We start from the raw sequence: 25,940 nt of genomic DNA on the forward strand, positions 1-25,940 counted from the left end.
CGTTAGCTGCCACCGTAGTAGGCAACCAATGGACAAATCACTGAAGTTCCCTGAGACACCCCATAGATCGCCTTAGTGCCTTATATCCGTACATTGACAGTCCTTGATAAGCAGTAGGCTTTGCCAGAGAAATGGTACAAATTGCGTAAAACAGTTCTATTTAGACGCAATATGAGGAACTTCATATCAAAAATAACGAAGACAGATATTGGTCCACACCAGTAAACTACTCAGCATTTCTGGCAATGGCAGCTAACTGTAATCCTGAAGGATAAGCACCATCTTCTTTAATACGGTCAATAATCGCTTCTGAAATTGGAAAATTGAGCCGTTTTGCTAATGCTCGTACCACATCTCCTCGGTCAATCGTACCAGCAACAGCATCGGCAGGCGAAAGCACTGTAATCCGACGAAGTTCGTTCTCCTCAAGATCCGTAATCACCTTGGATAAGGGTGTCTCCTCTCGGACATGAGGCACTTCCAATAACGGATGGGCTACCTCTTGCAGAGTCATGGTTTCCCACTGACTACGCTCAATTGAACGTAAATCATCTAAGGAAACCATACCGCGATAGCGACCGTTAGAGGCTGCAAAATAGACGACTGTTTTACCTTCATGTAGGAGCTGATTGTCAGCAAAAGCCCGCAAGGTCATGGTGGCATCGACGACCTTAAACTCACGTACACTGGCATCCCTGGCCTTAAGACTAGCGATCGCATCCTGTAAATCACTAACCCTGTTATAAGCCCCTGCATTGCGAACAGCAAACCATCCGAGTAGTGCTAACCACAACAACTCAAATCTTTGTGTGGTCAGGTATGCATAAATACCAATCGTAATCGCCATCCACCCTAATAATTGCCCCACTCGGGCCGCCCAGCGCACACCTTGAGCTCGACTACCCGTCATTTTCCAGACAGCGGCCTTGAGCACTTGTCCACCGTCTAAGGGTAATCCCGGAATCAAGTTAAAGAGGGTCAGGACCAGATTAATGCGAGCAATCGTAACTACAACTAGGGCGGCAACCGTCTGAGTAGGCAGTACTAGGGATATCAAGGTCAGCAGCAAAAATAAGAAAAAACTAACTAGGGGTCCTGCGATCGCAACCTGAAACGCTTGGCCTGGAGTTTTTGACTCCTTATCAATAGAGGCAATCCCACCAAACAAAAATAAGGTAATCGAGTTAACCTGAATCCCTTGCCGCCTTGCCACTAAGCTATGCCCCAACTCATGCAGCAGCACAGAACCAAACAAGAGTAATGCCATCACTAAGCCCACCACCGCTGCCACCGGAAAGGGGAATCCATCGCCCAGAAGATCGCTGCCATAGGCAAATGTCATCAAGAGGACAATAAAGAACCAAGAATTATCAACGAATAGAGGGATGCCGAAAATCGCGCCAACGCGCCAACCGGATTGCATAGTGATATACCTTTGATATGCCTAGGAAGACTAGGAACAGGATGATTAAAATGGTCCTACTAAAACCACGCTTACATCTAGAACTGTAAGTTTTCGTCAGGAAAAATCCAGACGCATAATGCAATTTAAACTACAAACCAAATCAATTTTAAGAACTGCCTTCATTCTAATGACGGGTTTTCCCAATGGCGTTACTAGATTTCCGAATCTTTTTGAATTGAATCATTATCCATGCGCGTAAAAATCTGTGGTCTAACTCAAATGGACCAAGCAATAGCGATCTCAACCATGGGAGCATCAGTTTTAGGCTTTATTTGCGTCAAGCAATCTCCACGCTACATTGCTCCTGAAACAATCAGCACAATTACTGAGGCACTACCCCCCATTGATTGTTTTGGAGTTTTTGCCAATGCTGCCCTAGCGAAAATTCAGCACACTGTAGTCACCGGAAAGCTTAGCGGCGTACAGCTTCACGGGCAAGAATCACCCACTTTTTGTCAGGAAATCCGCACAGCTCTACCCAATGTGGAGCTGATTAAAGCGATGCGTATTCGACAGCTCCAAGACCTAAGCCAGGTTCAAGACTATGCGCCTTACGTTGATACCTTCTTACTTGATGCCTATCACCCTAAGCAGTTAGGTGGCACTGGACATACTCTGGACTGGAAAGCTTTACAAACATTCAGACCTGAAAAACCATGGTTCTTAGCTGGCGGTCTACGTCCCGACAATATCAAACAAGCCCTCTCCTTACTATCTCCCGATGGTATTGATCTCTCCAGCGGTGTAGAAAATACTCCTGGGGATAAGAATTTAGACAAAGTGGCTCAGCTTCTAAGAAACGTAAAAATAGCAACTGCGTCCAAGAGCGCAAAATAATATAAATAAATGGTTATAGCCTACCTAGTTAGCCGATTCCACGACTCAAATCGCATTCCAGGCTAGACACAAAGATGTATGTAACAAAATATCTCTGACCCTAAACCTTGATTACAGAATGTCCTATTTGCTTCATATAGCATCATTACTGGTGATAGCTTGAGCTTAATTGTCCATGCTTGTTTTCCTTAGTTGCGCCCTATGTACAATACCCAGAAAGATTGGTTAGGTGCATTTTTGATTGCTGCACTTGGTGCAGCAATCATTACTTCATTTGCTGTTAGCCAAGGTCAAAACCCCGTTATCGGCCTGGGTATTACGGCCTTTGCGTCTGTTGCCGCTGTGATACTTGATCACTTCTGCTAGCTAAAGGGAAGACATGATTTCCTTGTTCCAGCGATTACTCCTGTCCAGCCAGCAAGTTTATACTGCTGGCTTTTTTAATCCATCCACGCGTTCACTAGGCACCGATTAGGACAACATCGCCTTTTATCGGCATTGCATCGACCCATTAAACAGTCCTCCCTTCAAAATACCCAACCTCAATGTAATGGCGAGTTGCGGCCTCTAGGTTATTACCAAAAACAGCCTGAAGGTCACTATACTTGCTGAGATAAGCAGCCTCATCAAACAAATCGGCAGAACGCCCCTCACCTACGCCCATAGTGATATAGTGCTCGGCTCCCAAATCCAGGTTGTAGCCCAACGTTGTAATCAAATCACTATAAGAAGCAATATAATCATCTGCCTGAAAAGTAACTGTTCGACCTTCGTTATAGCCGTCTTGCAGATAATGATTACGACCAGCTGCGAAGTCATCACCAAAAGCGGCAATTAGATCGTTATAAGACGCAATATAAGCTCTCGCATCAAAACCTAACAAGGGGTCACGACCTTCACTAAAACCACTTTCAATGTAGTGACGGGTAGCCGCTTTCAGATCACTCCCAAAGGCATTTTGCAAATCCTGGTATGCCGCTAAATACAGCTCAGGGATAAATAAATTAGCAGATCGGCCTTCTCTAAAGCCTTGACTAATAAAGTGATTCGTCGCTGCTTCTGGGTTATATCCCAAGTTGATAATCAAATCACTATAAGAAGCAATATAGATATCTTCTTCAAATAGATCAATTTGTCGTCCTTCTTGAAACCCTGATGTTAAATAATGAGATTTCCCTGCCTCCAGATTGTTGCCTAAAGCAGTAATTAAGTCCCCATAAGATGCAATGTAATCGTTGTAAAGATCTGGAGTCAGAGAAGTTTGTAAAGATAATACTTGCACTTCTCCAAGAGTGAATTGGGCGTGGCCTTGATCAGTATTGTCACCAAGAAAAAGAAAGTTGGGAGTTTGGTAGGGGTTAGCAGAGGCAGGAAGAGCAGGGCTACTCGTGGTCGGATCAAAATTGTAGTCCCGTGTATTTCCCGAAAGAATCTCCACACCATTGGCAGCCAAGGAATAAGTATTGCCAGAGATACTCAACCAATAGGTTTTTCGAATACTGAAGTCAAGTGAAGTTGCACTAGAGGTTTCGGCTTCTGTGAAATTAGCGGATTGCGCAAACGCACGGTCTGCACCGTCTGTCTTGAAGCCAATTTCAACTTCTTTGGAGACGTCATCACTGACCAAAACCACGCTAAAACCGGCGCGATTAGATTCACTTACTTCATTCAAAATTGCAAGGTCAAAGGCAATGGTAAACCCATCTCCCGAATCCAACGTGGGAAAGTTGTTATTGACAGTCTGAAAATTCAGCGATCCTTCAATATCGTTAAAGTCAATATTGTCAAAATCAACAGTGTAATTAGTAAAACCTGCATAACCCGTATTAGCAGTAGCGCTCAGGGTTCTTCCGGTAGGGATTAGGGTACTGCCACCACTGGCGAAGTAAATAACTGGGTTATATCCTGGAATACCGTTAAAAACAGTGCCATCAGAGTTGAAGGTCGTTCCGTTACTATCGGATATAGCTGCATCCAAAAGATTAGGAATTGGCGTGAAAACATCAGTTGCAGCCAAGGAAGGTGGTGATGGATAAGCCGGGAATACGGGTAATTGACCGTAAGCAAAATAACCCAACGCCAAAATATCTGGATCTATAGTTGGAGCGTATAAAGTTGTCACCATAAGTGGGTTACTCCTAATTAATAGTGAGAAATCAAAAAAATATAGCTACAGTAGCATCGATCCTTTGTAGATTCAGTCGCCACCCACAGAGTCTATGTTCCGAATAGTCGCAACAAAGCTGAATCTTTAGTTTGTTGGAGACGTCATCTTCAAGATTGGCGAGAGCGATATAGAAGTGTGATCAAAAAAGTCGGTGATGTTTAACATCACCGACTCCAAAGTTTGAAAAAATCAATTGTGTTGTTGAGATCTTGGTAACTAGACGTTAGTTCAGCGCCTCTAAATAATCACGAATGCGATTACGACGCTTAGGTTGACGCAGCTTTTGCAAAGCCTTGGACTCAATTTGGCGAACTCGTTCACGCGATAGCTCAAGGGTACGACCAATTTCAGCTAAGGAGTAGGGGACACCATCGCCTAAACCAAAGCGTAGGCGAATGACTTCTTGCTCACGGGTCGTCAGGTCAGCTAGCAGTTGGTGCAAATCACGACGCAGAGCATCGCGTACAGCCAATTCCTCAGGAGATAGAGCATCGGTCTCTAAAAGATCACCGAGTTCTGTATCACGCTCTTTACCGACCTTTGTTTCTAGAGAAATTGACCGGGGTACCTTAAGCAATACTTCACGCACCTGGGGAGCGGTCATTTTTAACTCACGGGCAATATCCTCTACAGTGGCTGTACGCCCCTTAGTCTGGGAAATTTTGCGCTGAGCCTTTTTAATTTTATTGAGCTTTTCAGTAATGTGGACGGGTAGACGAATCGTGCGGCTCTGGGTTGCGATCGCACGGGTAATGCCCTGACGAATCCACCAATAAGCATAGGTGCTAAAGCGATAACCCTTGGTCGGGTCAAACTTCTCAACCGCGCGCTCTAGCCCTAAAGTCCCTTCTTGAATAAGGTCCAGTAGTTCTAGACCACGGTTTTGATACTTCTTAGCTACCGACACCACTAAGCGCAGGTTAGCCTTGATCATATGCTCTTTTGCCCGCACGCCTTCGGTACAGGCTTTATCCAACTCCTGGGTGGAGAGTCCTACCAACTCAGCCCACTGACGCTTGCCCGCTTGCAGCGTCGGCTTAAGATCGACGGCTTGAATATCACACTTTTCCGCTAAGCGTTCAAGGGAGGGGCGATGCCCCAACTGAGCCGCCATGCGATCGCGAGTCTCCAAAAGCAACACATAGGTCGCAAGAATCCCTTCTTGCTCCTCAGCTGCCTGTTTGCGCTGATCTAAAAGACGCATATAGCTCTGAACTAGCTGAGCCTCCGCGACCTCTTCATCTCTTTCTAGGAGACGAACACGACCAATTTCTTGTAGATAAAGACGAACCAAATCGGTTGTACGACGCCCAGCGGCAACCGCCAATTTATCAACGTCTAAGGTTTCTACAGTGCCATCATCATCTTTTGATAGCAGCATTTTAATATCAGTATCACTAGGCTCTTCCTTTACAGAATCAGCTGTAGCGATTGCAACAGAGCTGGGGGCTGCCAAATCAGCATCTGCAGTGGGTTGATAAGACGTTGCATCCATAACCATGGGCGGTGTAACTTTAATAACAGTCAAGGCCGTCTAGCCCTCGTAGATGTAGTGTGCCCGTGCTAAGAGAACGGGGAACAATCTGCAAGATTAGGGGTTTGCTTCCAATTACAAGCCTTTTGAGCTAGACTGACGCACCCATACTTAGCGTAGAGTGGCATTGTCAAAGACCAAGTGACTCACATCAGAGTGATATAAGGATCTACATCACTAAACAAACCCATTCCGAGTGGACGCATCATATTAAACTGCGCCGAGGGCCATATCTAACTAAATATCAACCACTATCGATCACCCTAATCAGGATTAGTCCAGGTTTTTCAGTGGCACAGCTTTTCAGGAAATGTCCTGATGCATTCATACCTTAGAACATACGCTTCGCTCTGCCTTACAGTGTTTCCAGAAAGCCCTGGAAGTCTAGGTCTCAGGGAAAACCCTCTACAAATTTCATGGGAGCTTCATCACGTATAGCGCATTTGTTACGTTTGCTTTACGTACGGCCAGTTAGACTAGCTGCCCCTCGACCAACAAAAATGATTAGCTTTCATCAATAACAGCTTTACGATCAAGCAATAAGAGTTCACGCAGCTGATCTGTATCTAGCTCCGTCAACCATTGCTCACCGGCTCCGACCACTTGCTCTGCCAACGCCTTTTTGTTCTCAATCATGTCGTTGATGCGTTCCTCCAAGGTACCGCTACAGACAAACTTGTGTACTTGCACATTACGGGTTTGGCCAATACGAAACGCCCGGTCTGTAGCCTGATTTTCTACCGCAGGGTTCCACCAACGATCAAAGTGAAAGACATGGTTTGCACGGGTTAGGTTCAGACCTACACCTCCAGCCTTAAGGGAAAGGATAAATAATTTGGGTCCGTTAGGATCTTGCTGGAATCGATCCACCATCGCTTCACGAGCAGGCTGAGAAGTACTGCCATATAAAAACAGAGCGTCTTCTCCTAAATGCTCTTTTAAATGCTCCTGCAGCAATTTACCCCACTCAGCAAACTGGGTAAAAATCAGAGCTCGATCACCTTCTGAAATAACTTCTTCAAGCATTTCATTGAGACGCTGGAGCTTTGCAGAACGACGCTGTTTGCCTAAAGACTCCTGCTTGAGATACTGGGCCGGATGATTGCAAATTTGCTTGAGTTTAACTAATAAGCCAAGAATCATCCCACGTCGTTTGACACCATCAGCCTCATCAATATCTGCCAAAGCTCCATCCACTGCCTTTTGATAAAGGCGTGCCTGTTCTGCAGACAAACCACAAAAAACCGTCATTTCCTGCTTATCAGGCAGATCTTGAATAATGCTGCGATCAGTCTTGAGCCGCCTTAAAATAAAAGGCTGCACCAGCCCCCGCAGAGTGCGCAATGAATCAGTATCTCCATAACGTTCAATGGGTGTAGCAAATCGTCGCTGAAAGAAATTTTTAGGTCCCAAATAGTTTGGATTCAAGAAATCCATAATGGACCACAATTCGGCTAATCGGTTCTCCACAGGAGTACCGGTCAAAGCAATTCGAAAATCACTTTCTAGCTCCCGCACAGCCTTGGATTGTTTAGCATCAGAGTTCTTAATATTCTGAGCCTCGTCCAACACCAATCCTTGCCATTTGATACGCTTCAGTTCTTTAAGATCTCGATATACCAGGGTGTAACTAGTAATCACAAGGTTTGTTTTTTGGGCCTGCTTAACAAAGGCAGATCCTTTAGGTCGCTTATCACCGTGATAAATCAGAGTCGTTAACTCTGGGCCAAATTTATTCACTTCCCGCTGCCAGTTACTCAATACCGATGTTGGACAGGCAAGCAAAATTGGTTTCGCTAAAATATCCTCTTGCTTGAGATTGAGCAAAAATGCAATGAGCTGGATAGTTTTACCTAAACCCATGTCATCGGCCAGACAAGCCCCTAATCCCCACTGCTCTAAAAATGACAGCCATGAAACTCCTCTAGCTTGATATGGCCGAAGCTTACCCTTAAATCCATCGGGTTCCTCTATCTCTTCAAGACTCTGATTACCTGTGGTTAGTGTAGTAATCAATTCCTCTAACTTTCCTGAGGCTTGGAATGCAACGACAGGCAACTTATCAATCAGCTGGCCATCTCCACTACTAATGCGTAGGACTTCTTCGACCGATAGCTTATTTTTAGTTTGACGGCTATTAAAGAATGACTGGGCCGCTTTTACATCCTGTGGCCGCAGCTCTATCCATTGACCATTAACTTCTACCAGAGGTGTCTGCTGAGCAATCAACTGCTCAAATTCGCTTTGACTAACATTCTGCCCACCAATGGATAGCTCCCACTCGAAGTTGAGCAGGCTTTGTAAGCCCAGACGCTGCTGCTTGCGTGGGGGAGCCATCGCCTTAACATTTAAACCTAAACGACTGGCACTACCTTTTGTCGGATCGACCAGATTTTCAGGCAAGGTAACGCCAAAACCGTTATCCTGCAGGCGGCTTGCAGTCGCCTTAATAAATTCGAAGGCTTGAATCGGATCCAGAGTACAGACACTGGGACTAGGGCGATCTAGGGTGTGCTTAATCGGCTCACAAAGACGAGCAGCCCGTCCTAACCCTGCTAATAATTTTTCTTGGGGAGCCTCAATGGTACGCCCGCGATAGTCAAGTTGATCAACAGGGTGCTGCCAAATCGTCTGAGCAGCAAGGCAGAAACTCGGATCGTCCGAAGCTTCTAAGCCATAGTGCAATAACCAATTTAAATCACCGCTAGGTGGAGGCGTTAGGCGAAAACCCACATATAAAGCGTCAAGTACATCAACAGTTAGATTTTGTAATGGTGCGGTCCAAGTATTGAGTGCCTCATTCAAACGAACTAATCCAACTGGGGTGGATTCAAAACGCTTTTTCTTATCCTTGGTCAGGGCTGCTATCCACTCCCGGAGGGGCAAATCTTTACTGAGAGGTGCCGTAGCTGGCAATGGCTGAGCCTGAGCCATATCACGCACTTTGGCTGACACAACGGCCGCCAAAAAGTCTTGGAGCAAAGGGGATGAGGCAGTAGGAAATTCAATCGCTACTGGCATATCTGGCTGCTCTGCAGCTTTAGATTTAGATTTAGCTGCTTTAGATTTAGTAGTCTTGGATTTAGTGGCTTTAGATTTGGCAGTTTTAGTAGCGACAACAGACTTATGTGTCTGTGGACTGGAGGTCTGATAGAGACGGCAAACCAGGGGCATACGGTCAGAAAATTGACGTAATCGGGCTTGATCTGTAGCACTGTTCAGTAACAATTTCCAGGCTGCGATCGCACCACTCCCATCAGCACTCACCGTTGGCACAAACTTGCCTCGCGCCATCAAATCCAAACTCCAGCGAGCCATGTGAGACCAATATCGCAAATCACCACCCACCCAACTAGTGTCTGCCCCCAAAGGCAACCCTGTCAGAAGTTGCAGTGCCGACGCTGTCGGTAACATCACCCCAGATACATGCCATGGATAAAGCAAAGCATCAGTTCCCTGAAGCTGGCCAGACAGATGTGGATAAAAAACCCGCTCATCCTCTAAGACAGTCGGCAATGCCAGAATATGACCATACCAACGAGACTGGAATCTCTCCGCCAAAAGACTCAAATCCCATTGATCCCCCGAGGTAACCAGTGATTGAAACTCATCAGCACTTAAACAATAAGGATGAGAAGCCACACCAGAGTCATCGATCCCTCCCTCCTCAAGCCGACGCCATGTTTCAGCCCAAACAAAAAAGCGCTGTTTTGCCGGGAGCCAACTTCCATGGAGAATCGCCATAATCAATGCTGCCTTCAGTACCGTCCAAAATCCAGATCACCAGGATTCAGAGAACATAGATCTGGAAAAACTCCATCTACATCTCATATTTTTCATAGGCCGCAACAATTCGCTGCACCAAGGGATGGCGCACAACATCGGCCTTCGTCAACTCTGAGAACGCAATACCATCAACCCCCTTGAGCACCTTCACAGCCATGGACAAGCCAGAATGCTGCCCAGTGAGCAAATCCGTTTGCGTAATATCACCAGTCACAACCATTCGCGACTTATGCCCCAATCTTGTCAACACCATCTTCATTTGTGCAGGCGTCGTATTTTGAGCTTCATCCAAAATCACAAATGCATTACTTAGCGTACGACCACGCATATATGCGAGCGGAGCAACTTCAATAATGCCGCGCTCCATCAGACCGGGGATCCGTTCTGGGTCGATTAATTCATGTAATGCATCATACAAAGGACGTAAATAGGGATCGACTTTTTGTTGCAAGTCACCTGGCAAAAATCCTAAACGTTCGCCCGCTTCAACAGCAGGTCGAGTTAGTATCAACCGCTCATACTGCTGCTCAAGAATTGCTTGAACAGCTACCATCGCCGCCAAAAACGTCTTACCCGTACCCGCAGGCCCAGTACAAAAAATCAGATCCCGAGTCCGCAACGCACTAACATACTTACGCTGACGAAAGGTCTTGGCGCGAATAGTCTCCCCTCGACGCGTACGTGCAATCACATCCCCATGGAGCTGCCCCAAATCATCTTCTCGGTGGGTATCCAAGGCATGAATAGCAGTCATCACATCAGCCACAGAGACAGACTGCCCCTGAGACCAAATAGACTTAAGCGAAGTCACCAGATGAGTAGAACGCTCTACCTGATGCGGCGTACCAGATATCAAAAGCTCAGTACCACGCATAACCAGCTTGGCACCAGTCTGCTGGGATAGCCGTTTGATAGCATCTTCCTGATAACCGGCCATCGCCATCGCCTGCTCAGCCGAACCAAATTCAAATTTGAAGGCACCTTCCATACAACAGACTAACCCTGCCATCACAGATATCTAGCACCCAACAGCCTAGTATCTGGACTTATGCACCTATTTATAGAACGTTGTCAAGCCACTAAATTCGACGAACTATGAATTTTAATTTGAATGATTGCGCCTCGGTGGCCTTCCAGGCCCAGGTCGGCCACCGCTACGCCTGGGTCGGCCAGGGCCTCCACGACCACCACGGGACCGCGAACGATCCGAGCCATCACCTGAGTCTTGAGAGGATTCACCATAGACATCGAGATGCACCGCACAGCCATGCAGCGCTCCCGTTGCTTTCAATACCTTACGAATGGCTTGAATATTCCGACCACCACGCCCAAAAACTCGCCCCTTATCCTCACCATCAAAGGCAACTCGAATCCATAATCGCTGACCATTCGAGAGCGGTTCAAAATCCAAACGCAACGCCTCAGGAGACTCCAAAAACGGAGTTAGCAAAAATCGAACCAGAGCTTCAAAATCAGGCACATTCGTCACCTTTAAAATCCAGCAGCAATCAATAATAGGAGAGATGCTACTTGAAAGAACTTAAATTAAGCAGACAAGCTGCCTAATCAAAGCCTCCCAGCGCAACAGACGAGATCAAAACTACGTCCCTTAAACTAAGCCTTCAGCTGTTCATAAACATTAGCCTTTTGAAGGATATGCTGCACGGTTTTCGTAGGTTGCGCGCCTTCCTTGAGACGTTTCACAATAGCGGGCACATCTAAACGAGTCTCATCAGTCCGGGGGTTATAAAAACCTAACTCCTCTAGTGGGCGACCATCACGGCGATCTCGGCTATTCATAGCCACAATCCGATAGCTCACCTCACGCTTTTTGCCGTAACGTTTCAGTCGCAGTTTGATCATAATTTTTGTTGAAATGGTCTATCCAATGCTTTTCTACTGACATCACACCTAATATCATCCAGGACCCCAGCTAAAACTTTTCTAAGCATCGCCGACACCTGTGAAATAGGCAATCCATATCTAGAGCAACTAATTCTATCACTCCTTAGAAGTATTAGCACTGGAGCATTGAATCAATGCTCCAGTGCTAATAAACCGCAGTGAATGGCTACAAGGACTAGCGTCAAAAGTTGTCGTTGTGGCGACCTCAAATATTAAGTCGTTGCAACGCCATTAATCTTCATGATCATCAAATGGATCAGCAAGCTGCTTGGAAGGTGGACCAAATGCTGTGTAAATAGCGAGACCGGTAAACGCTATGACAATAGCGCCGACTGAAATAATAAGAACTGTTGCAGAATCCATAGGATCTTTTCAGGCTTAGAGGATGTAAAATCTATGATATTACAGATTATAAAGTGACCTTAAGGTACATACGCCCATGGCACAGCAAACTCGGTTGGGAAACCTGCTTAAACCTCTGAACTCTGAATACGGTAAAGTTACCCCTGGCTGGGGTACTACTCCACTAATGGGAGTATTCATGGCACTTTTCCTTGTTTTTCTACTGATCATTCTCCAGCTTTACAACAGCTCTATTCAAATCCAGGGAGTTGATGTTAATTGGCGCGGCCTGAGTTTCTAGGCAATTACTTATCAACATAATGAGTTGCTATCCAGTGAAGATAGCTAGCTCAACCCGTTGTGAACTTGACAACTAACTGGAGGGGATGGACACCTAGTTCATCCCCTTTGCTAGTTATTTAACTATGGCCTAGTATGCAAGTTCTTTAAGATATCGATAGCTAACATCCATGGGAGATTTACCGGTATGAATATTTTTGGCATTGGTCTGCCAGAGATGGCCCTGATTATGATGGTGGCTTTACTGGTATTTGGCCCCAAGAAGTTACCTGAAATTGGTCGTAGCCTTGGCAAAGCCATCAAGGGCTTTCAAGATGCCTCCAAGGAATTCGAAGACGAATTTAAGAAGGAAGCTGCCCGAATCGAAAAAACAGTGACAGAACCGATAAAAGCAACGTTAGAAACACCAGAACCTAAGGCTCTCAAGCCGGATGCTGAGGTTACTGATAAGAGCCAAACAGAAACTGAAACAGCTAGTGCGACTACAGAAGAAACATCGTAGTAACGTAACTAGCAAACTTGAAGCAGTAGACTTGTGATTACAGACGCTGACTCTCCACAAACGCCAAAACTACTGGTTGGACTGGGTAATCCTGGACAAAAGTATGATCGAACGCGTCACAATATTGGCTTTGAAGTGATCGATGCTCTTGCCAAAGCTTGGTCCATTCCAATGTCTAACAACAAACGATTCCAAGGCATTACTGGGGAAAGTCGTACAGCAGCCGGTAATCGTTTAATCTTGCTCAAGCCTACGACCTACATGAATCGTTCTGGGCAATCAATACGCGCCATTGTTGATTGGTATAAATTATCGCCAAGTGATGTACTCGTCATTTATGACGATATGGACCTGCCCATTGGCAAATTGCGCCTGCGGCTATCAGGTTCAGCTGGTGGACATAATGGAATGAAATCGATCATTTCTCACTTGGGGACTCAGATTTTCCCTCGTTTGAGATTGGGGATTAGTCGGTCAGACAATCCAGAAACTCAATCGAATCGAACCGTTGTAAACCATGTCCTTGGCAAATTTGCGCCAGATGAACGTAAAGTCATTGATGCTGCTATCCAGCTTGCAGAAGAAGCTGTGGAGTTTAGCCTGAGCAAAGGCATAGAGAGGGCCATGAGTCTTTACAATGGGCGAGAAGCTGCAGCATAGATTTTTCACTACAAAGTTCATCTGTAGCTAACAATAATTTTCAAACTATCCACATCCAGTCATCCATCTAGTTTGACCTATGCCTAACCAAGTGATGTATCTAGATGTAGGTTTCTTCAAACATAAGATTACAAGTACTATTGTATTGCTGTGATGAGTCGTGGCTAAGGTAAAAGAAAAACAGGTCGCCCCGAAGGTATTAGTTATTCTTAACGGTAAGGGTGGAGTAGGAAAAACAACCACTGCCGTTAATTTGGCTGCAATTTTTGCAGAAGATCGGCGAGTTTTACTACTAGATAGCGATATCCAGAGGTCTGCCACCTGGTGGCTGGAACGAATACATCAAGCCTTTGACTTTTCCCATGAGACAGATATCACAATGTTGAAGCGGCTCAAAGCCCTTGAAGATTACGAGCTTATTGTGGTTGATACCCCCCCAGCGCTACACTCTAAGTCCTTAGGGGCTGTGTTAACAGTGGCAGACTATTTGCTACTACCTACCCCCCCAGCTCCGATGGATGTCACGGCTTTAATCACCACCGTCAAAACCATCGTTCAACCCTCTGGGGTTTTTCATCGGGTATTGCTGACAAAGGTTGATTCCCGTAGTTTAAAAGAAGCGCAAGAAGCTCAAACCATGCTGGAGAAGTTGGATATTTCGGCTTTTCAAACGTACATACGAAACTACAAGGCCCACGAAAGAGCTGCCATGGAAGGTTGCGCTATCAGTCAATGGAAGGGGCCCAACGCTCAAGAAGCGCAGGCCGACTATTACAGAGTTGCCGCTGAAGTCCTAAGGGACTGGAAAAGACTATGACTAAAAAACGCATCGCCGACCTACTCAAAGAAGAAGTCGAGAAAACCAACGAAACCGAGCAAACTCCAGCAAAAATCGCATCACAGACTCAGTCAGACTCTGAGTCGCCTAGCGCCACTGAGCAGAAATCCACTGAAACAGCCCGAACAAAAAAGCGCACTAGTAAAACCGTTGCTACTACTGCTACAGCTAAAAAAGCGGCGGTAAATAGCAGTACTAAAGCCCTCGAGAAAAAGTTGGCAGAATTAGAAACCGCTCTCAAAAAAGCTCAAACACAAATTACTGGACTGCAGGAAGATATAGAAACTCATCAAACCAGAATCTTTGAACTTAAAGATGAGTTATCCGCATCGCAAAAAGCTACCGCCGATAAGGTAGAAGAGTTAACTAAAGCTACAGCAGAACTAGAAACTGCCAAAGACACCATCCGTAAAATCACAGCAGCCCAAGCGGAAGCAGCAGAAAAGACAGAAGAGCCCAAGCAGCAAGTAATCCATGGTGCAGATCTAGCAACAAATCGTAATACGCTCAGTCTACGTAACCGCCCCAGAAGCTATAAAACCATTCCTGAATATGCCATTCAACGCGGTGAGCACAATAGCATGCTGTCTGACGATGATATTGGTTGGGTTGATTAGGAACACCAATACTATTGATGTCTCTTACAGTTTTATGCGGCCAAACCTAAAAAGTATATTTGTCTGTACTGGGTTGAGCTAAACCACGTCCAACTTGAAACCTGTAGTTTCTCCCACGGTAAAACGACCGTCCTGGACGTGGACAAGGTTTAATACATAGGCCCTGCTATCCATCAACTCATATATTCTCATGGCGTTTCTTTACAGTTGAATAACGAGTTGACTTCCAGTCATCTATATCCATTAATCTGACAGAAATTTTGAGAGGTATAGTGATGGACGTGAGAGCCGCTGTTGCACATCAGGCTGGGCAACCTCTAACGATAGAAAAGCTCACCCTAGATGGACCAAGGACAGGTGAGGTATTAGTCGAGATAAAAGCGACAGGCATATGTCATACAGACGCTTATACTCTCTCGGGGAAAGATCCAGAAGGCTTATTTCCAGCGGTTTTGGGGCATGAAGGGGCCGGAGTCGTTGTGGAAGTGGGAGCCGATGTCAAAAGCCTGCGGCCAGGTGATCATGTCATCCCTCTATATGTGCCTGAATGTCGTGCTTGTGAGTATTGTTTAAGCGGCAAAACAAATCTATGTCAGTCTATTCGTAGCACCCAGGGACGTGGGCTGATGCCGGATGGGACTAGTCGTTTTCGGTTAAATAACAAACCTATCTATCACTACATGGGTACGTCGACGTTCGCTAACTATACTGTCGTGCCTGAAATATCCCTAGCCAAGATTCGTGAAGACGCTCCCTTCGATAAGGTGTGCTATGTCGGCTGTGGCGTGACCACCGGCATCGGAGCAGTCATTAATACGGCGAAGGTAGAACCAGGTGCCAACGTCATTGTGTTTGGTCTAGGAGGCATTGGCCTGAATGTCATTCAGGGTTGCCGCTTAGTAGGAGCAGACATGATTGTGGGCGTCGATATTAATCCTGGGAAAAAAGCCCTAGCAGAAAAATTTGGGATGACTCACTTTGTGAATCCTCAGGAAATTGGAGAAGAGCTCGTTCCTTATCTTGTGGAGTTAACTAAGGGAGGCGCTGACTATAGCTTTGAATGTATTGGCAATGTACAGGTAATGCGTCAAGCATTAGAATGCTGCCACAAGGGCTGGGGTGAAAGCATTATTATTGGCGTAGCCGCATCAGGACAAGAAATTTCTACTCGTCCCTTTCAATTAGTTACAGGAAGAGTTTGGAAAGGCACTGCATTTGGTGGAGCGAAAGGGCGTACTGATGTTCCCAAAATTGTAGATTGGTATATGGATGGGAAAATCAATATTGATGACTTGATAACCCATACATTTTCCCTGGAAGACATCAACGAAGCCTTTGACGTTATGCACGCAGGTAAGTCGATTCGTAGCGTAGTCACGTTTGATTAGCGTAGCTGTATACATCCCTTTAATAAATAAAGGGTGAGCCCAATAAGATTGGCATGACCCAGAATATATACTTAGCCAGCGTCTAGATTTGATTAGTGGCAAACGTATTGCACTGTTCAATGTCACCAGTGGCTAACCCTTGCTTAAACCAACGCATACGTTGGGCAGAGCTACCATGGGTAAAGGATTCAGGCACCACAAAACCACGGGATTGTTCCTGAAGGCGGTCATCACCAATTTGACTAGCCGCATTCAGAGCTTCTTCAATATCACCACGCTCTAGGATATCGCGAGCTTTATCAGCACGGTTTGCCCACACGCCAGCAAAACAATCTGCCTGCAGTTCTAAACGTACCGAAAGCTGGTTAGCTTCGGCCTTGCTGGCACGGCTTTGCAGCTGTCGTACCTCATTGGATATACCCAAGATATTCTGCACATGGTGACCGACTTCATGAGCCACAACATATGCTTGGGCAAAATCGCCCGGTGCCTGATGGCGACTCTTTAGATCACGATAAAAACTCAGGTCTATGTAGACTTTTTGATCAGCTGGACAGTAAAAAGGCCCCATGGCAGATTGAGCTGCACCACAAGCAGACTGCACTGCACCAGAAAACAACACTAAAGTAGGCTCCTGGTATTGCTGGCCAATTTCTTCTCGAAAAATCTGATGCCACGTATCCTCGGTATCAGCCAATACAACAGACGTAAAATCAGCGAGCTGATCCTCAGCAGGAGATGTTTGACCTTGTTGGGTAGGAGCCTGAGATGTTGGAGCAACTACCTGGTCTAAAATAGGTCCCGGATCTCCAGTGATCAGAGTGACAACCACTGCCAGAACTAAAGCACCTAAACCACCACCACCGACAACAAGGGAACTGTTGCCACCACGGCGGTCATCAATATTACTACTACGCCGCCCCGTTTTCTTCATAGCTGCCCCTTACTGATGTCGTCTCAGGTTAAATTGTAATAGCCGGATGATGAATACTCCGTACTTACCCGGAATATACCATTGCCGCCTATGGCAGTAATGCAAACAAAGGAATCTCTTAGCATTCGGTAGCTTATTTTTGCTCGGAAGCGCGCTTCGTCAGGGCGGAAATATAGCGATCGATCCGATGATCTTGCAAGCTACCTGAAATAATCCGCCAGCTAGCCATAGACCCAAGCCTAATGCGCGTGTTGACATGTCGATACCTTTGCCAACGACGGGGCAAGCCGCTGACGACATCATTGCCATTGACAAACCGCCAGGAATTAAGGACACGGCGATTATAGGACTCTGCAAACGCCTTGTTACCCACACGCGGAGCCCCAAAGGTATAGACCTCAACTGAGATTTTTGGGGAAAAATTGTACTGCAAATCTACGGCACACAGTTTTGCCAAAGCTCCCCCCAAACTATGGCCCGTCATTACCCAGCGAGTCATTACGCTTTTCTGAACAACGGCATGGATTTCAGAACGAGCCGCAAGATAAGCCTTGGTAAAACCTGAGTGTATCTTGACACCAGATCTCGAAGCTTCATAAACATCTGGATAGTCTAGCTGCCTATCATCCAGAACCGCATCTGTTACGGCAGACCAGCGCGAAAAATCTAAATTAGTCAGCCAGTCTCGATCAGCATCACTGCCTCGAAAAACCACGTATCCACATTGAGTATCAGGATCTTCTAATAAAGCGACCTGTGTATCAGTGCGCTGGATATCAAACAGTTTTGGCGTAAGGCTAGGACGCATACTGAAGCGAAGCTCATCCGTGAAGGCTCTGTAGACCTCGTTAGATAGATGGGCACAACGTAAAGCAATCTCGTAGTCTAGTTCCATCAATTAAGTGCTTACCCCTATATCAGACCCTATGGGATAAGTGTGTCGTAGAGATCGGCTATCTCTACTAGTAAGTGATAAAAATTAAGCCTTAGCAGCAATATCCCAAACCACTGACTTCAAAGTTAGCCACTCTGTATTCGCTAACTGCAACAGTGCGGATACATACCCCAGATTGTCTATTGCACCCTATAGTGCTCATCAATATGCTGACTTAGAGGGTGATTAGCTTGTTTAAGCACTTACCAAGGGAGAAGTCTTTGCTTTAAAGTCAGCGGCTTTGAGGGCTGAAACAGCTTCATCAGGATCTTTTACACGAAACTGGGCCCCAAGGCGCACCACCTGCCGATGGCCCTGATGAGTAATCATAGCGACTACAGGAATTTTGGCCTCACGTTTGTCTTCCCCCTGTTGATTTTGAATCACATTACGTAGACGATTTTGCTGAACAATATCTCCGGCAATGGATGGAGGTAGCTCAACAGTAACCAAACGCACATCTTCAATCGGCTCAGCATCATCGACAATCAGCTGCACCTGGTCATCTCGACGATCGACCTTACCCCAAATCATCAGTCGGGCATCAGCTTTGATATGCATCCCAATACGGGCATAGGCACGTGGAAAAACAACTGCCTCGGCTTGGCCGCTGAGGTCCTCAATCTGAAGAATTGCCATACTGTCACCTTTTTTGGTGGTGATAGGTTTCATGGCGCTGATCATGACAATAGCGCTAAGGGTAAGTTTCTCAGGCTGTTCGGCTAACTCCGCCAGGCTGATAGGAGCCAAGATCCGAGCTGGACGTTGAACTGACTTGAGGGGATGGTCGGAGATATAGAAGCCTAGCAGTTCTTTCTCTAGGCGCAGTCGTTCTTGGGGATCGTACTCCTCCATAGACGGAGCCTTGGGAGCTGCTTCGTACGCACCAGCATTATTCTTGCCACCACTTTCACTCGGCGTCGCTGTATCACTACCGGCCAGCATCATGTCAAAGATATTACCTTGACCGATTTCACGATCTTTTGCTCGCGACTGAGCCCAGTCAACGACAAATTCGAGGTCGGCATTGAGCTGACGACGGTTGTTGTTGAGGCTGTCTAGGGCCCCGGAATGCACCAGAGCTTCTAAGGCACGGCGGTTGACGGCGCGAAGATCGATGCGATCGCACAACTCCGGCAACGACGTAAACGGTCCATCCTCCTCCCGGTTCTGAATCAGCGTCTCAATCGCCCCCAGACCCACATTCCGCACCGCTGATAGCCCAAACAAAATGCAATCATTCTCCGGCGTAAAGTCCACACCCGAACGGTTCACATCCGGCGGCAGCACCTCAATCCCCATACTGACGCAGTTAGCAATATGCATCTGCACCTTATCCTGGTCACCACTGATAGCTGTCAGTAATGCCGCCATATACTCAACGGGGTAATTAGCCTTCAGGTATGCCGTCTGATAGGTGACATAGCCATAGGCCATGGAATGGCTTTTATTAAAGCAATATTGCGCAAAGTTCACCATCTGGTCCCAGAGGGCTTCGACGGTCTTTTGGGGTACACCATTGTTCATCGAGCCCTCGATGAATTTGCCCCGGTGCATGTCCATGGCAGACTGCTTTTTCTTACCCATAGCCCGACGTAGGAGGTCTGCTTCTCCCAGAGAGTAACCTGCCATATCCTGAGCAATTTTCATGATCTGCTCCTGGAAGATCATGATGCCGTAGGTCTCTTCTAAAATCGGCTGAATCAGTTCGTGAGGGTAGTCGATCTGCTCCCGACCATGCTTACGGTTAATAAACTTAGGAATCAACCCTGCATCCAGTGGACCGGGGCGGTACAGAGCTAGAACTGACGAAATATCATCCAAGCCATCGGGCTTGAGATCCTTCACAATCTGGCGCATACCAGAAGATTCAAGCTGGAATACTCCCCCTAATTCACCACGACTCAGTAGCTGATAAGTTTCTGGATCGTTATAGGCAACCTTATCCATATCAATGGTTTCACCACGGGTCTGCTCCACATAATCCACCGCTTTTTGAATCATGGTGAGGTTGCGCAGTCCCAAAAAGTCCATCTTCAGAAGACCGACAGCTTCTACATCTTCCATGTAGTACTGGGTGATCACCGCGCCGTCATTATTACGCTGCAGCGGCACCAGTTCATCCAACGGCTTCGCTGAAATCACCACACCCGCCGCATGCATGCCAAAGGTTTTGTTCGTACCCTCAATGGTGATGGCCATATCTAGCCATCGCTGGAAAGTAACCGCTGTACCTGGCACCAGGTCACCACTGGCATACTTTTCCTGAAACGCTTTCTCAGGGGTATTTTCAGGGTCGATCATCACCTTGAGCTTGGTGGGCTTACCCCGAGCCACTGGGATCATCTTCGCCATTTTGTCGGACTCGCCGTAGGGAATATCCAATACGCGGGCCACATCCTTAAGTACCGCCTTAGAGGTCATGCGGTTAAAGGTGATGATCTGAGCAACGTGGTCCTTACCATATTTCTCGGTGACGTACTCGATCACCTTCTCCCGTTTCTCGATGCAAAAGTCGGTATCCACATCAGGCATGGACTTACGCTCAGGGTTTAAGAAGCGCTCGAACAGAAGGCCATGGTGTACCGGATCAATATTGGTAATGCCCATGCAGTAGGCTACCAGGGAACCAGCGGCTGAACCACGACCTGGTCCTACGGGGATCTTGGTATCACGGGCGAACTTGATATAGTCCCAAACCACTAAAAAGTATGTAGCGAAACCCATCTGGTGCATCATCTGGATTTCGTATTCCAGCCGTGCTTTGTACTCCGATGGTGCGTCGTCGTAAAAGGGGATGTTTAACCGTTCGAGTAAGCCATCGCGGGACACTTTGGCCATGTAGGTTTCGCCGGTATGGCCTGCGGGCACAGGGAAATTAGGAATCTGGGGATTACCAAGAATGTCGTACTCTTCAATTTTTTCCGCCACTTCTAAAGTGGTGACAACAGCTTCGTCGATCACGTCCTGGGGTAGGTGGTCGCGGAAAAGGCGACGCATTTCGTCAGCGGATTTGAGGTATTCGGTACCGCTATAGCGCAGACGTTTATCTTCAGTGACAAGCTTGCCGGTCTGTATGCAGAGCAGAGCATCATGGGCTTCCACATCCACACAGGAAATGAAGTGAGAGTCGTTAGTGGCAATAATTTTGATATCTAGCTCGCGGGCAATGCGGACGATTTCCACATTCACGATACGGTCTTCGGGCGAGCCGTGGTCTTGGATTTCTAAGTAGTAGTCTTCGCCAAAAAGGTCTTTGTACCACTTGGCTACGCGGTAGGCGACATCGAGGCGATTTTGCATGATGGCCTGGGGCACTTCTCCACCGAGGCAGGCGCTGGTAACGATCAAGCCCTCGTGGTATTGCTCCAGCAGGTCTTTATTGATGCAGGGCCGAGAAAAGATGCCGCGACCTTGGACACCATCCAGGTGGGACTTGGTGGTGAGTTTCACCAGGTTTTTGTAGCCTTGGGTATTTTTGGCGAGGATGACCTGGTGATAGCGGGGGCGTTTTTCTTGCTTGGTGATGTCCCCATTGATCAGATACATCTCGTTGCCAATAATGGGCTTGATGCCGACCTTGTTGCAGGTTTTGATCAGTTCGATGGCCCCGTACATGACACCGTGATCGGTGAGGGCAATGGCGGGCATACCCATCTCGACCGCTTTTTCGGCCAACGGTGTCAGCTGACTGGCTCCGTCGAGCAAGCTGTAATCGCTGTGGATATGCAGACCAACAAAGGACATAGAAATCGCCCGTCTTTAGTACAAGTATACTCTATAGTTTTTGTGGTTTGAAGCGTTAGCCTAGCCACTAGCTGTAGAGTCTGCACTCAGGTTAGCCGATTTATAGCGCTACATCTAGTTAATTTAACGAATGGTTTTTTAATGAATCGATCTGTGACTTAGCACTCAGTTCCATGCAGCAGTTAGTTCAAGTGCTGAGCTTTTTAATCAGATATTGCCAGCTCAAATGAATTCAAAATTACAGATTTTCTGACGCCTCAATCATATAAAAGCAATGAGAAGACAAAAGGGTAAAGTACCTAATGCTGGAGCTGAGCAGCTCAAAGATTAAAGACTAATACAAGGACCCAAAACGATGAACTACATAATCACCGAAAGCCAAAAGGATAAAATTATCGATGCCCTAAGGTTTGCCGCTGATACAGGCAATGCAAGGGCAGCCCATGAGTGGAAAAAATTGGCCGACTACTTAGAGGTTTTAGACCCAGGAAAACCTATCGCTAACAACTCAGGAAAATCCTCAGCTACCCGCTGACCCACTTCGGTAGTCCGACGATGTCTTCGACCAGGATTGCCCAGGAACTGCTCAGACTGTCTATTGCTTGGTTGGTCTGGGCTGTAATAGCGTCTGCTCTGGCCAGCAGTTTTTTCGTTTCGACAGCCTGTTGATGATCTGCCTCAGCTTTAGATTTAGCCATTTGAGAGTCTTTAGCCAGTGATTGTCTTATTTTAGTCTTAGGAATCAATGAGCTGAGGCGATCTCAACCACGCAGGGGCATCCCCTTATGGGCGGCGGCTGAGCTTTGTCGAAATCTGCCGTGGATAACTGATGCGATTGGTCCAACCGTTGGTGAAATGATTGATGGTTGGCGATCTAGTTAAGGTTCAAGTGAAAGGATTTAGCAGTTGCACGCCTGTCTTTTCAAAGTCTGCTGGATTACGGGTGACTACGGTTAAGCCATGCTCCAGAAGCCGCTACGGCAATCATGACATATAGATTTGAAATTACATCTCTGGGTACTTTCAATGCCTTCGTTTTTCTATTTCAACTAGCTGGCCAAACGTAAATCCATCTCGATGGGCAACTCTAGCTGCTCGTTAGACATCAACCGTTTCGAGAAAAATAGAATCTCTAAGTTTTCAACGATGCCAGAGTCGGGATTTAGGCGAGCAATGACCTCATTACCTATTTCCTCAGATTCCTGCTCTGCATAGGGAGCACATTAATCGATATATAGGATGTCGCCCTCACGATCATAACGGAAGACTAAGCGTCGGTCGGCCATATTATGTCTTCTCCTTGAATCACTCATATACCATATTCACTTTGTTGCTGAATCAACTTAGCCACTAGGCCAGTCCACCCCGTCTGATGACTGGCTCCGATACCGGCACCATTGTCACCATGGAAATATTCATGGAAAAGAATATAGTCTTGCCAGTGGGGATCCTGCTGAAACGGAAATGACCCACCTCCATATACCGGACGATTTCCTTGTTCATCTGGCAGAAAAATGCGGGTCAGCCGTTGAGAAATTTCCGTTGCTACTTCCCACAGATTCATCCAGTGCCCTGACCCGGTGGGGCACTCAATCTTAAAGTCCTCGCCTAGATAATGGTGAAACTTTTGCAACGACTCAATCAGCAGATAGTTCACCGGAAACCAGATCGGTCCACGCCAGTTCGAATTGCCGCCAAATAAGCCACTGCTAGATTCTGCCGGTTCATAGTTCACGCGAAACTCTTCGCCATTAGACTTAAAAACATAGGGATTCTCAGCGTGATATCGCGATAGAGCCCGAATACCGTAGGGACTGAGAAATTCCTTTTCATCTAGCAGCTTGGTGAGGATACAGCGCAGTTTGTCGGTCGGTTCCACCTCTCCCAAAGTTGCATAACAAAGGGCCAACATGCGGCGAGCACCGACACCACGAGTTTCCATGCAAGCCACATTCTTTTTCAGATCGGCGCGGTTTTCGATAAACCACTCCAACCGTTCCTTAAACCCAGGCACCTGCTCCAGCAACTCCGGTTCCAGGGTGGTCACCGCAAACAGCGGAATCAGGCCCACCATGGAGCGCACCTTCAGCCGCTGACGAGCGCCATTGGGAAACTGCAGGACATCGTAGAAAAAGCCATCTTCGGCATCCCACAGCTGCGATCGCTCCTGGCCAATGTTGTTCATCGCATCGGCAATGTAGAGAAAATGCTCAAAAAACTTGGTGGCCATGTCCTCATAAACTGGGTTTTCCTTGGCCAGCTCCAGGGCAATGGTGAGCATATTCAAACAGTACATGGCCATCCAGCTCGTGCCGTCGGACTGTTCTAGATGGCCTCCGGTAGGTAAAGCAGAACTGCGATCAAAGACACCAATATTATCAAGACCGAGAAAGCCGCCTTCAAAAACATTGCTGCCTTCGGCGTCTTTGCGATTGACCCACCAGGTGAAGTTAAGCAGGAGCTTTTGGAAAACTCGCTCCAGGAAGGTGCGATCGCACTTCCCACTCACCTTCTGCTCAATCTTATAAACCCGCCAGGTTGCCCAGGCATGTACAGGCGGATTCACATCCCCAAACGCCCACTCATAAGCAGGAATCTGACCATTGGGATGCATGTACCACTCCCGCGTCATGATATCCAACTGATACTTAGCGAACTCCGGATCCACCATGGCAATGGGAATACAGTGAAATGCCAAGTCCCAGGCCGCAAACCAGGGATACTCCCACTTATCCGGCATGGAGATAATATCCTCCGCATCCAGATGGGTCCATTGATGATTACGCCGACGGCTTTCCGGTGGTGTGGGCGTCGTTGGATCGCCCTTGAGCCAGCGATTTACATCGAAACCAAAATATTGTTTGCTCCATAGCAGGCCAGCAAAGGCCTGACGTTGCACCGCACGTTGCTCAGCCTCCATGGGAAACGGTGAAACATCCTGATAAAAAACATCCGCATCCTGTTGGCGAGCGGTCAGGGCGGTTGAGAAAGACTCTCCAAACGGATCTGCCAGTTGGGACTGATCGCTCAGTCTTAGCCAAATCACCTGGCTCTCTCCAGGCCCCACCGACAAAGTATAGTGCGCCGCCGCCTTAGTCCCTGTCAGTCCAGGATTAACAGCATCTACCTCACCCTGAATCACATAGCGGTGGAAGGCATCCTTGACATAGGGCGTTACATTGGCAGCACCAAAGACAGCCTGGTAGTTAGTCTCATTCTCAGTGAATAGAATCGGAGCAGATTGTGCTGAACTTTTACTCTGACAGTAGAGCCAGCGATTACCCACATTGGGATGGGAAGCTTCTAGAGTACTAAAGCCTGGTTGAGTATCTGCTAGTTTGAGAATCGGTTTTTCTGCATTTTCTTCCCAACTCCACGTGTTACGAAACCAGAGGGTGGGTAACACAGTCAGCGTTTTTAATTCTGGCCCTCGGTTCACAACGGTAACCTGGATCAGGATATCCTCGGGGTCAGCCTTGGCATATTCAATGAAAACGTCGAAATAGCGATTTTCATCAAAGACGCCAGTGTCCAGGAGTTCGTATTCTAGGGAAGTGCGATCGCGCCGCTGATTTTCCTCCACTAAATCACCATAGGGATAGGCTGCCTGGGGATATTTATAGAGCGCCTTCATATAAGAATGGGTGGGCGTACTATCCAGGTAAAAATAGTATTCCTTCACATCCTCACCATGGTTTCCCTGGCTCCCCGTTAAACCAAACAGCCGCTCCTTGAGAACCGGATCTTCGCCGTTCCAGAGCGCTAGGGAAAAACATAGACGTTGCTGAGTATCAGAAATTCCCAACAGACCATCCTCGCCCCAGCGATAGGCCCGCTTATGGGACTGATCATGAGAGAAATAATCCCAGGCCTCGCCGGTGGCGCTGTAATCTTCGCGAACAGTGCCCCACTGGCGTTCGCTGAGATAAGGTCCCCAGGATTTCCAAACGTTATTTTGTAGGCGTTCGTATTCTGCGGTCATGG

The 25,940-nt window shown here is 47.1% G+C and carries 22 protein-coding genes and 2 pseudogenes; 9 read left to right on the plus strand and 15 right to left on the minus strand.

The window, feature by feature from the left end:
- Positions 1–226 precede the first annotated feature (226 nt).
- On the minus strand, positions 227–1,423 hold the full coding sequence (locus tag IXB50_RS02175) for a site-2 protease family protein (protein ID WP_215607293.1): 1,197 nt from the start codon (positions 1,421–1,423) through the stop codon (positions 227–229).
- Between the two features lie 231 nt (positions 1,424–1,654).
- On the opposite strand from IXB50_RS02175, the gene IXB50_RS02180 reads away from it, so the two are divergent.
- Positions 1,655–2,302 carry a phosphoribosylanthranilate isomerase gene (locus IXB50_RS02180; protein ID WP_215607294.1) on the plus strand — a complete coding sequence of 216 codons (648 nt, stop codon included), beginning with the start codon at positions 1,655–1,657 and terminating at the stop codon, positions 2,300–2,302.
- 201 nt (positions 2,303–2,503) lie between these two features.
- On the plus strand, positions 2,504–2,668 hold the full coding sequence (locus tag IXB50_RS02185) for a hypothetical protein (protein ID WP_215607295.1): 165 nt from the start codon (positions 2,504–2,506) through the stop codon (positions 2,666–2,668).
- Between the two features lie 145 nt (positions 2,669–2,813).
- On the opposite strand, the gene IXB50_RS02190 is transcribed toward IXB50_RS02185, so the two are convergent.
- The 7 genes from IXB50_RS02190 to psbN form a co-directional block, all read right to left on the minus strand.
- Positions 2,814–4,427, minus strand: coding sequence for a choice-of-anchor Y domain-containing protein (locus tag IXB50_RS02190; RefSeq protein WP_215607296.1), 1,614 nt, complete (start codon positions 4,425–4,427; stop codon positions 2,814–2,816).
- Between the two features lie 265 nt (positions 4,428–4,692).
- Positions 4,693–5,964, minus strand: a complete 1,272-nt coding sequence (gene sigC, locus IXB50_RS02195; RefSeq protein WP_407658782.1) for an RNA polymerase sigma factor SigC — start codon at positions 5,962–5,964, stop codon at positions 4,693–4,695.
- A 543-nt stretch (positions 5,965–6,507) separates the two neighbouring features.
- Positions 6,508–9,747, minus strand: coding sequence for a DEAD/DEAH box helicase (locus IXB50_RS02200; RefSeq protein WP_215607298.1), 3,240 nt, complete (start codon positions 9,745–9,747; stop codon positions 6,508–6,510).
- A gap of 76 nt (positions 9,748–9,823) precedes the next feature.
- The gene (locus IXB50_RS02205) at positions 9,824–10,777 is read right to left on the minus strand and encodes a PhoH family protein (RefSeq protein ID WP_215607299.1); all 954 of its coding nucleotides are present in this window, start codon (positions 10,775–10,777) and stop codon (positions 9,824–9,826) included.
- Positions 10,778–10,891: 114 nt separating this feature from the next.
- Positions 10,892–11,269 (minus strand): KH domain-containing protein, encoded by a 378-nt coding sequence (locus IXB50_RS02210; RefSeq protein WP_326520705.1) that lies wholly within the window; start codon positions 11,267–11,269, stop codon positions 10,892–10,894.
- 134 nt (positions 11,270–11,403) lie between these two features.
- A complete protein-coding gene (gene rpsP, locus IXB50_RS02215; protein ID WP_215607300.1) occupies positions 11,404–11,652 on the minus strand; it encodes a 30S ribosomal protein S16 in 249 nt (82 codons plus the stop codon).
- Positions 11,653–11,925: 273 nt separating this feature from the next.
- Positions 11,926–12,057: a photosystem II reaction center protein PsbN gene (psbN, locus tag IXB50_RS02220; RefSeq protein WP_006516770.1), complete on the minus strand. Its 132-nt coding sequence runs from the start codon at positions 12,055–12,057 to the stop codon at positions 11,926–11,928.
- A 76-nt stretch (positions 12,058–12,133) separates the two neighbouring features.
- Here psbN and psbH point away from each other — a divergent pair, with 76 nt between their 5' ends.
- From psbH to IXB50_RS02250, 6 genes are all read left to right on the plus strand, one after another.
- A complete protein-coding gene (gene psbH, locus IXB50_RS02225) occupies positions 12,134–12,337 on the plus strand; it encodes a photosystem II reaction center phosphoprotein PsbH (protein ID WP_215607301.1) in 204 nt (67 codons plus the stop codon).
- Between the two features lie 186 nt (positions 12,338–12,523).
- Complete coding sequence (locus tag IXB50_RS02230) at positions 12,524–12,838, plus strand: TatA/E family twin arginine-targeting protein translocase (RefSeq protein ID WP_215607302.1); 315 nt, start codon at positions 12,524–12,526, stop codon at positions 12,836–12,838.
- 36 nt (positions 12,839–12,874) lie between these two features.
- Positions 12,875–13,498: an aminoacyl-tRNA hydrolase gene (pth, locus tag IXB50_RS02235; RefSeq protein ID WP_407658783.1), complete on the plus strand. Its 624-nt coding sequence runs from the start codon at positions 12,875–12,877 to the stop codon at positions 13,496–13,498.
- A gap of 160 nt (positions 13,499–13,658) precedes the next feature.
- Positions 13,659–14,315, plus strand: coding sequence for a ParA family protein (locus IXB50_RS02240; protein ID WP_215607304.1), 657 nt, complete (start codon positions 13,659–13,661; stop codon positions 14,313–14,315).
- The gene (locus IXB50_RS02245; RefSeq protein ID WP_215607305.1) at positions 14,312–14,953 is read left to right on the plus strand and encodes a hypothetical protein; all 642 of its coding nucleotides are present in this window, start codon (positions 14,312–14,314) and stop codon (positions 14,951–14,953) included. Before IXB50_RS02240 ends, IXB50_RS02245 begins: the two co-directional genes overlap by 4 nt.
- A 275-nt stretch (positions 14,954–15,228) precedes the next feature.
- Positions 15,229–16,341 (plus strand): S-(hydroxymethyl)glutathione dehydrogenase/class III alcohol dehydrogenase, encoded by a 1,113-nt coding sequence (locus tag IXB50_RS02250; protein ID WP_215607306.1) that lies wholly within the window; start codon positions 15,229–15,231, stop codon positions 16,339–16,341.
- Positions 16,342–16,423: 82 nt separating this feature from the next.
- Here the strand turns inward: IXB50_RS02250 and ypfJ are convergent, their stop codons facing one another.
- The 3 genes from ypfJ to IXB50_RS02265 form a co-directional block, all read right to left on the minus strand.
- Positions 16,424–17,275, minus strand: a complete 852-nt coding sequence (gene ypfJ / locus IXB50_RS02255) for a KPN_02809 family neutral zinc metallopeptidase (protein ID WP_215607307.1) — start codon at positions 17,273–17,275, stop codon at positions 16,424–16,426.
- Between the two features lie 133 nt (positions 17,276–17,408).
- On the minus strand, positions 17,409–18,170 hold the full coding sequence (locus tag IXB50_RS02260; protein ID WP_215607308.1) for a lipase family protein: 762 nt from the start codon (positions 18,168–18,170) through the stop codon (positions 17,409–17,411).
- Positions 18,171–18,404: 234 nt separating this feature from the next.
- Positions 18,405–21,956 (minus strand): DNA polymerase III subunit alpha, encoded by a 3,552-nt coding sequence (locus IXB50_RS02265; protein WP_215607309.1) that lies wholly within the window; start codon positions 21,954–21,956, stop codon positions 18,405–18,407.
- Between the two features lie 355 nt (positions 21,957–22,311).
- Between IXB50_RS02265 and IXB50_RS02270 the strand changes: the two genes are divergently transcribed.
- Positions 22,312–22,491, plus strand: a complete 180-nt coding sequence (locus IXB50_RS02270; RefSeq protein ID WP_215607310.1) for a hypothetical protein — start codon at positions 22,312–22,314, stop codon at positions 22,489–22,491.
- Here IXB50_RS02270 and IXB50_RS02275 read toward each other — a convergent pair.
- From IXB50_RS02275 to IXB50_RS02280, 4 genes and pseudogenes are all read right to left on the minus strand, one after another.
- Complete coding sequence (locus IXB50_RS02275; RefSeq protein WP_215607311.1) at positions 22,481–22,654, minus strand: hypothetical protein; 174 nt, start codon at positions 22,652–22,654, stop codon at positions 22,481–22,483. The two genes, IXB50_RS02270 and IXB50_RS02275, sit on opposite strands and share 11 nt — an antisense overlap.
- Before the next feature lie 187 nt (positions 22,655–22,841).
- Positions 22,842–22,925, minus strand: a pseudogene (locus tag IXB50_RS22710) (VapC toxin family PIN domain ribonuclease); the annotation flags it as partial.
- 80 nt (positions 22,926–23,005) lie between these two features.
- Positions 23,006–23,242: pseudogene (locus IXB50_RS22715) on the minus strand (DUF2283 domain-containing protein).
- Between the two features lie 23 nt (positions 23,243–23,265).
- A complete protein-coding gene (locus IXB50_RS02280) occupies positions 23,266–25,938 on the minus strand; it encodes an MGH1-like glycoside hydrolase domain-containing protein (RefSeq protein WP_215607312.1) in 2,673 nt (890 codons plus the stop codon).
- Positions 25,939–25,940 lie beyond the last annotated feature (2 nt).

Source organism: Leptothoe spongobia TAU-MAC 1115, from assembly GCF_018739885.1.
GTDB classification, from domain to species: Bacteria; Cyanobacteriota; Cyanobacteriia; order Phormidesmidales; family Phormidesmidaceae; genus Leptothoe; species Leptothoe spongobia.

Coding starts and splice junctions, on each gene's coding strand:
- IXB50_RS02175 (WP_215607293.1), bottom strand. CDS start 1,423: ATGCAATCCGGTTGGCGCGTTGGCGCGATTTTCGGCATCCCTCTATTC.
- IXB50_RS02180 (WP_215607294.1), top strand. CDS start 1,655: ATGCGCGTAAAAATCTGTGGTCTAACTCAAATGGACCAAGCAATAGCG.
- IXB50_RS02185 (WP_215607295.1), top strand. CDS start 2,504: ATGTACAATACCCAGAAAGATTGGTTAGGTGCATTTTTGATTGCTGCA.
- IXB50_RS02190 (WP_215607296.1), bottom strand. CDS start 4,427: ATGGTGACAACTTTATACGCTCCAACTATAGATCCAGATATTTTGGCG.
- sigC (WP_407658782.1), bottom strand. CDS start 5,964: ATGGATGCAACGTCTTATCAACCCACTGCAGATGCTGATTTGGCAGCC.
- IXB50_RS02200 (WP_215607298.1), bottom strand. CDS start 9,747: ATGGCGATTCTCCATGGAAGTTGGCTCCCGGCAAAACAGCGCTTTTTT.
- IXB50_RS02205 (WP_215607299.1), bottom strand. CDS start 10,777: ATGGAAGGTGCCTTCAAATTTGAATTTGGTTCGGCTGAGCAGGCGATG.
- rpsP (WP_215607300.1), bottom strand. CDS start 11,652: ATGATCAAACTGCGACTGAAACGTTACGGCAAAAAGCGTGAGGTGAGC.
- psbN (WP_006516770.1), bottom strand. CDS start 12,057: ATGGATTCTGCAACAGTTCTTATTATTTCAGTCGGCGCTATTGTCATA.
- psbH (WP_215607301.1), top strand. CDS start 12,134: ATGGCACAGCAAACTCGGTTGGGAAACCTGCTTAAACCTCTGAACTCT.
- IXB50_RS02230 (WP_215607302.1), top strand. CDS start 12,524: ATGAATATTTTTGGCATTGGTCTGCCAGAGATGGCCCTGATTATGATG.
- IXB50_RS02245 (WP_215607305.1), top strand. CDS start 14,312: ATGACTAAAAAACGCATCGCCGACCTACTCAAAGAAGAAGTCGAGAAA.
- IXB50_RS02250 (WP_215607306.1), top strand. CDS start 15,229: ATGGACGTGAGAGCCGCTGTTGCACATCAGGCTGGGCAACCTCTAACG.
- ypfJ (WP_215607307.1), bottom strand. CDS start 17,275: ATGAAGAAAACGGGGCGGCGTAGTAGTAATATTGATGACCGCCGTGGT.
- IXB50_RS02260 (WP_215607308.1), bottom strand. CDS start 18,170: ATGGAACTAGACTACGAGATTGCTTTACGTTGTGCCCATCTATCTAAC.
- IXB50_RS02265 (WP_215607309.1), bottom strand. CDS start 21,956: ATGTCCTTTGTTGGTCTGCATATCCACAGCGATTACAGCTTGCTCGAC.
- IXB50_RS02270 (WP_215607310.1), top strand. CDS start 22,312: ATGAACTACATAATCACCGAAAGCCAAAAGGATAAAATTATCGATGCC.
- IXB50_RS02275 (WP_215607311.1), bottom strand. CDS start 22,654: ATGGCTAAATCTAAAGCTGAGGCAGATCATCAACAGGCTGTCGAAACG.
- IXB50_RS02280 (WP_215607312.1), bottom strand. CDS start 25,938: ATGACCGCAGAATACGAACGCCTACAAAATAACGTTTGGAAATCCTGG.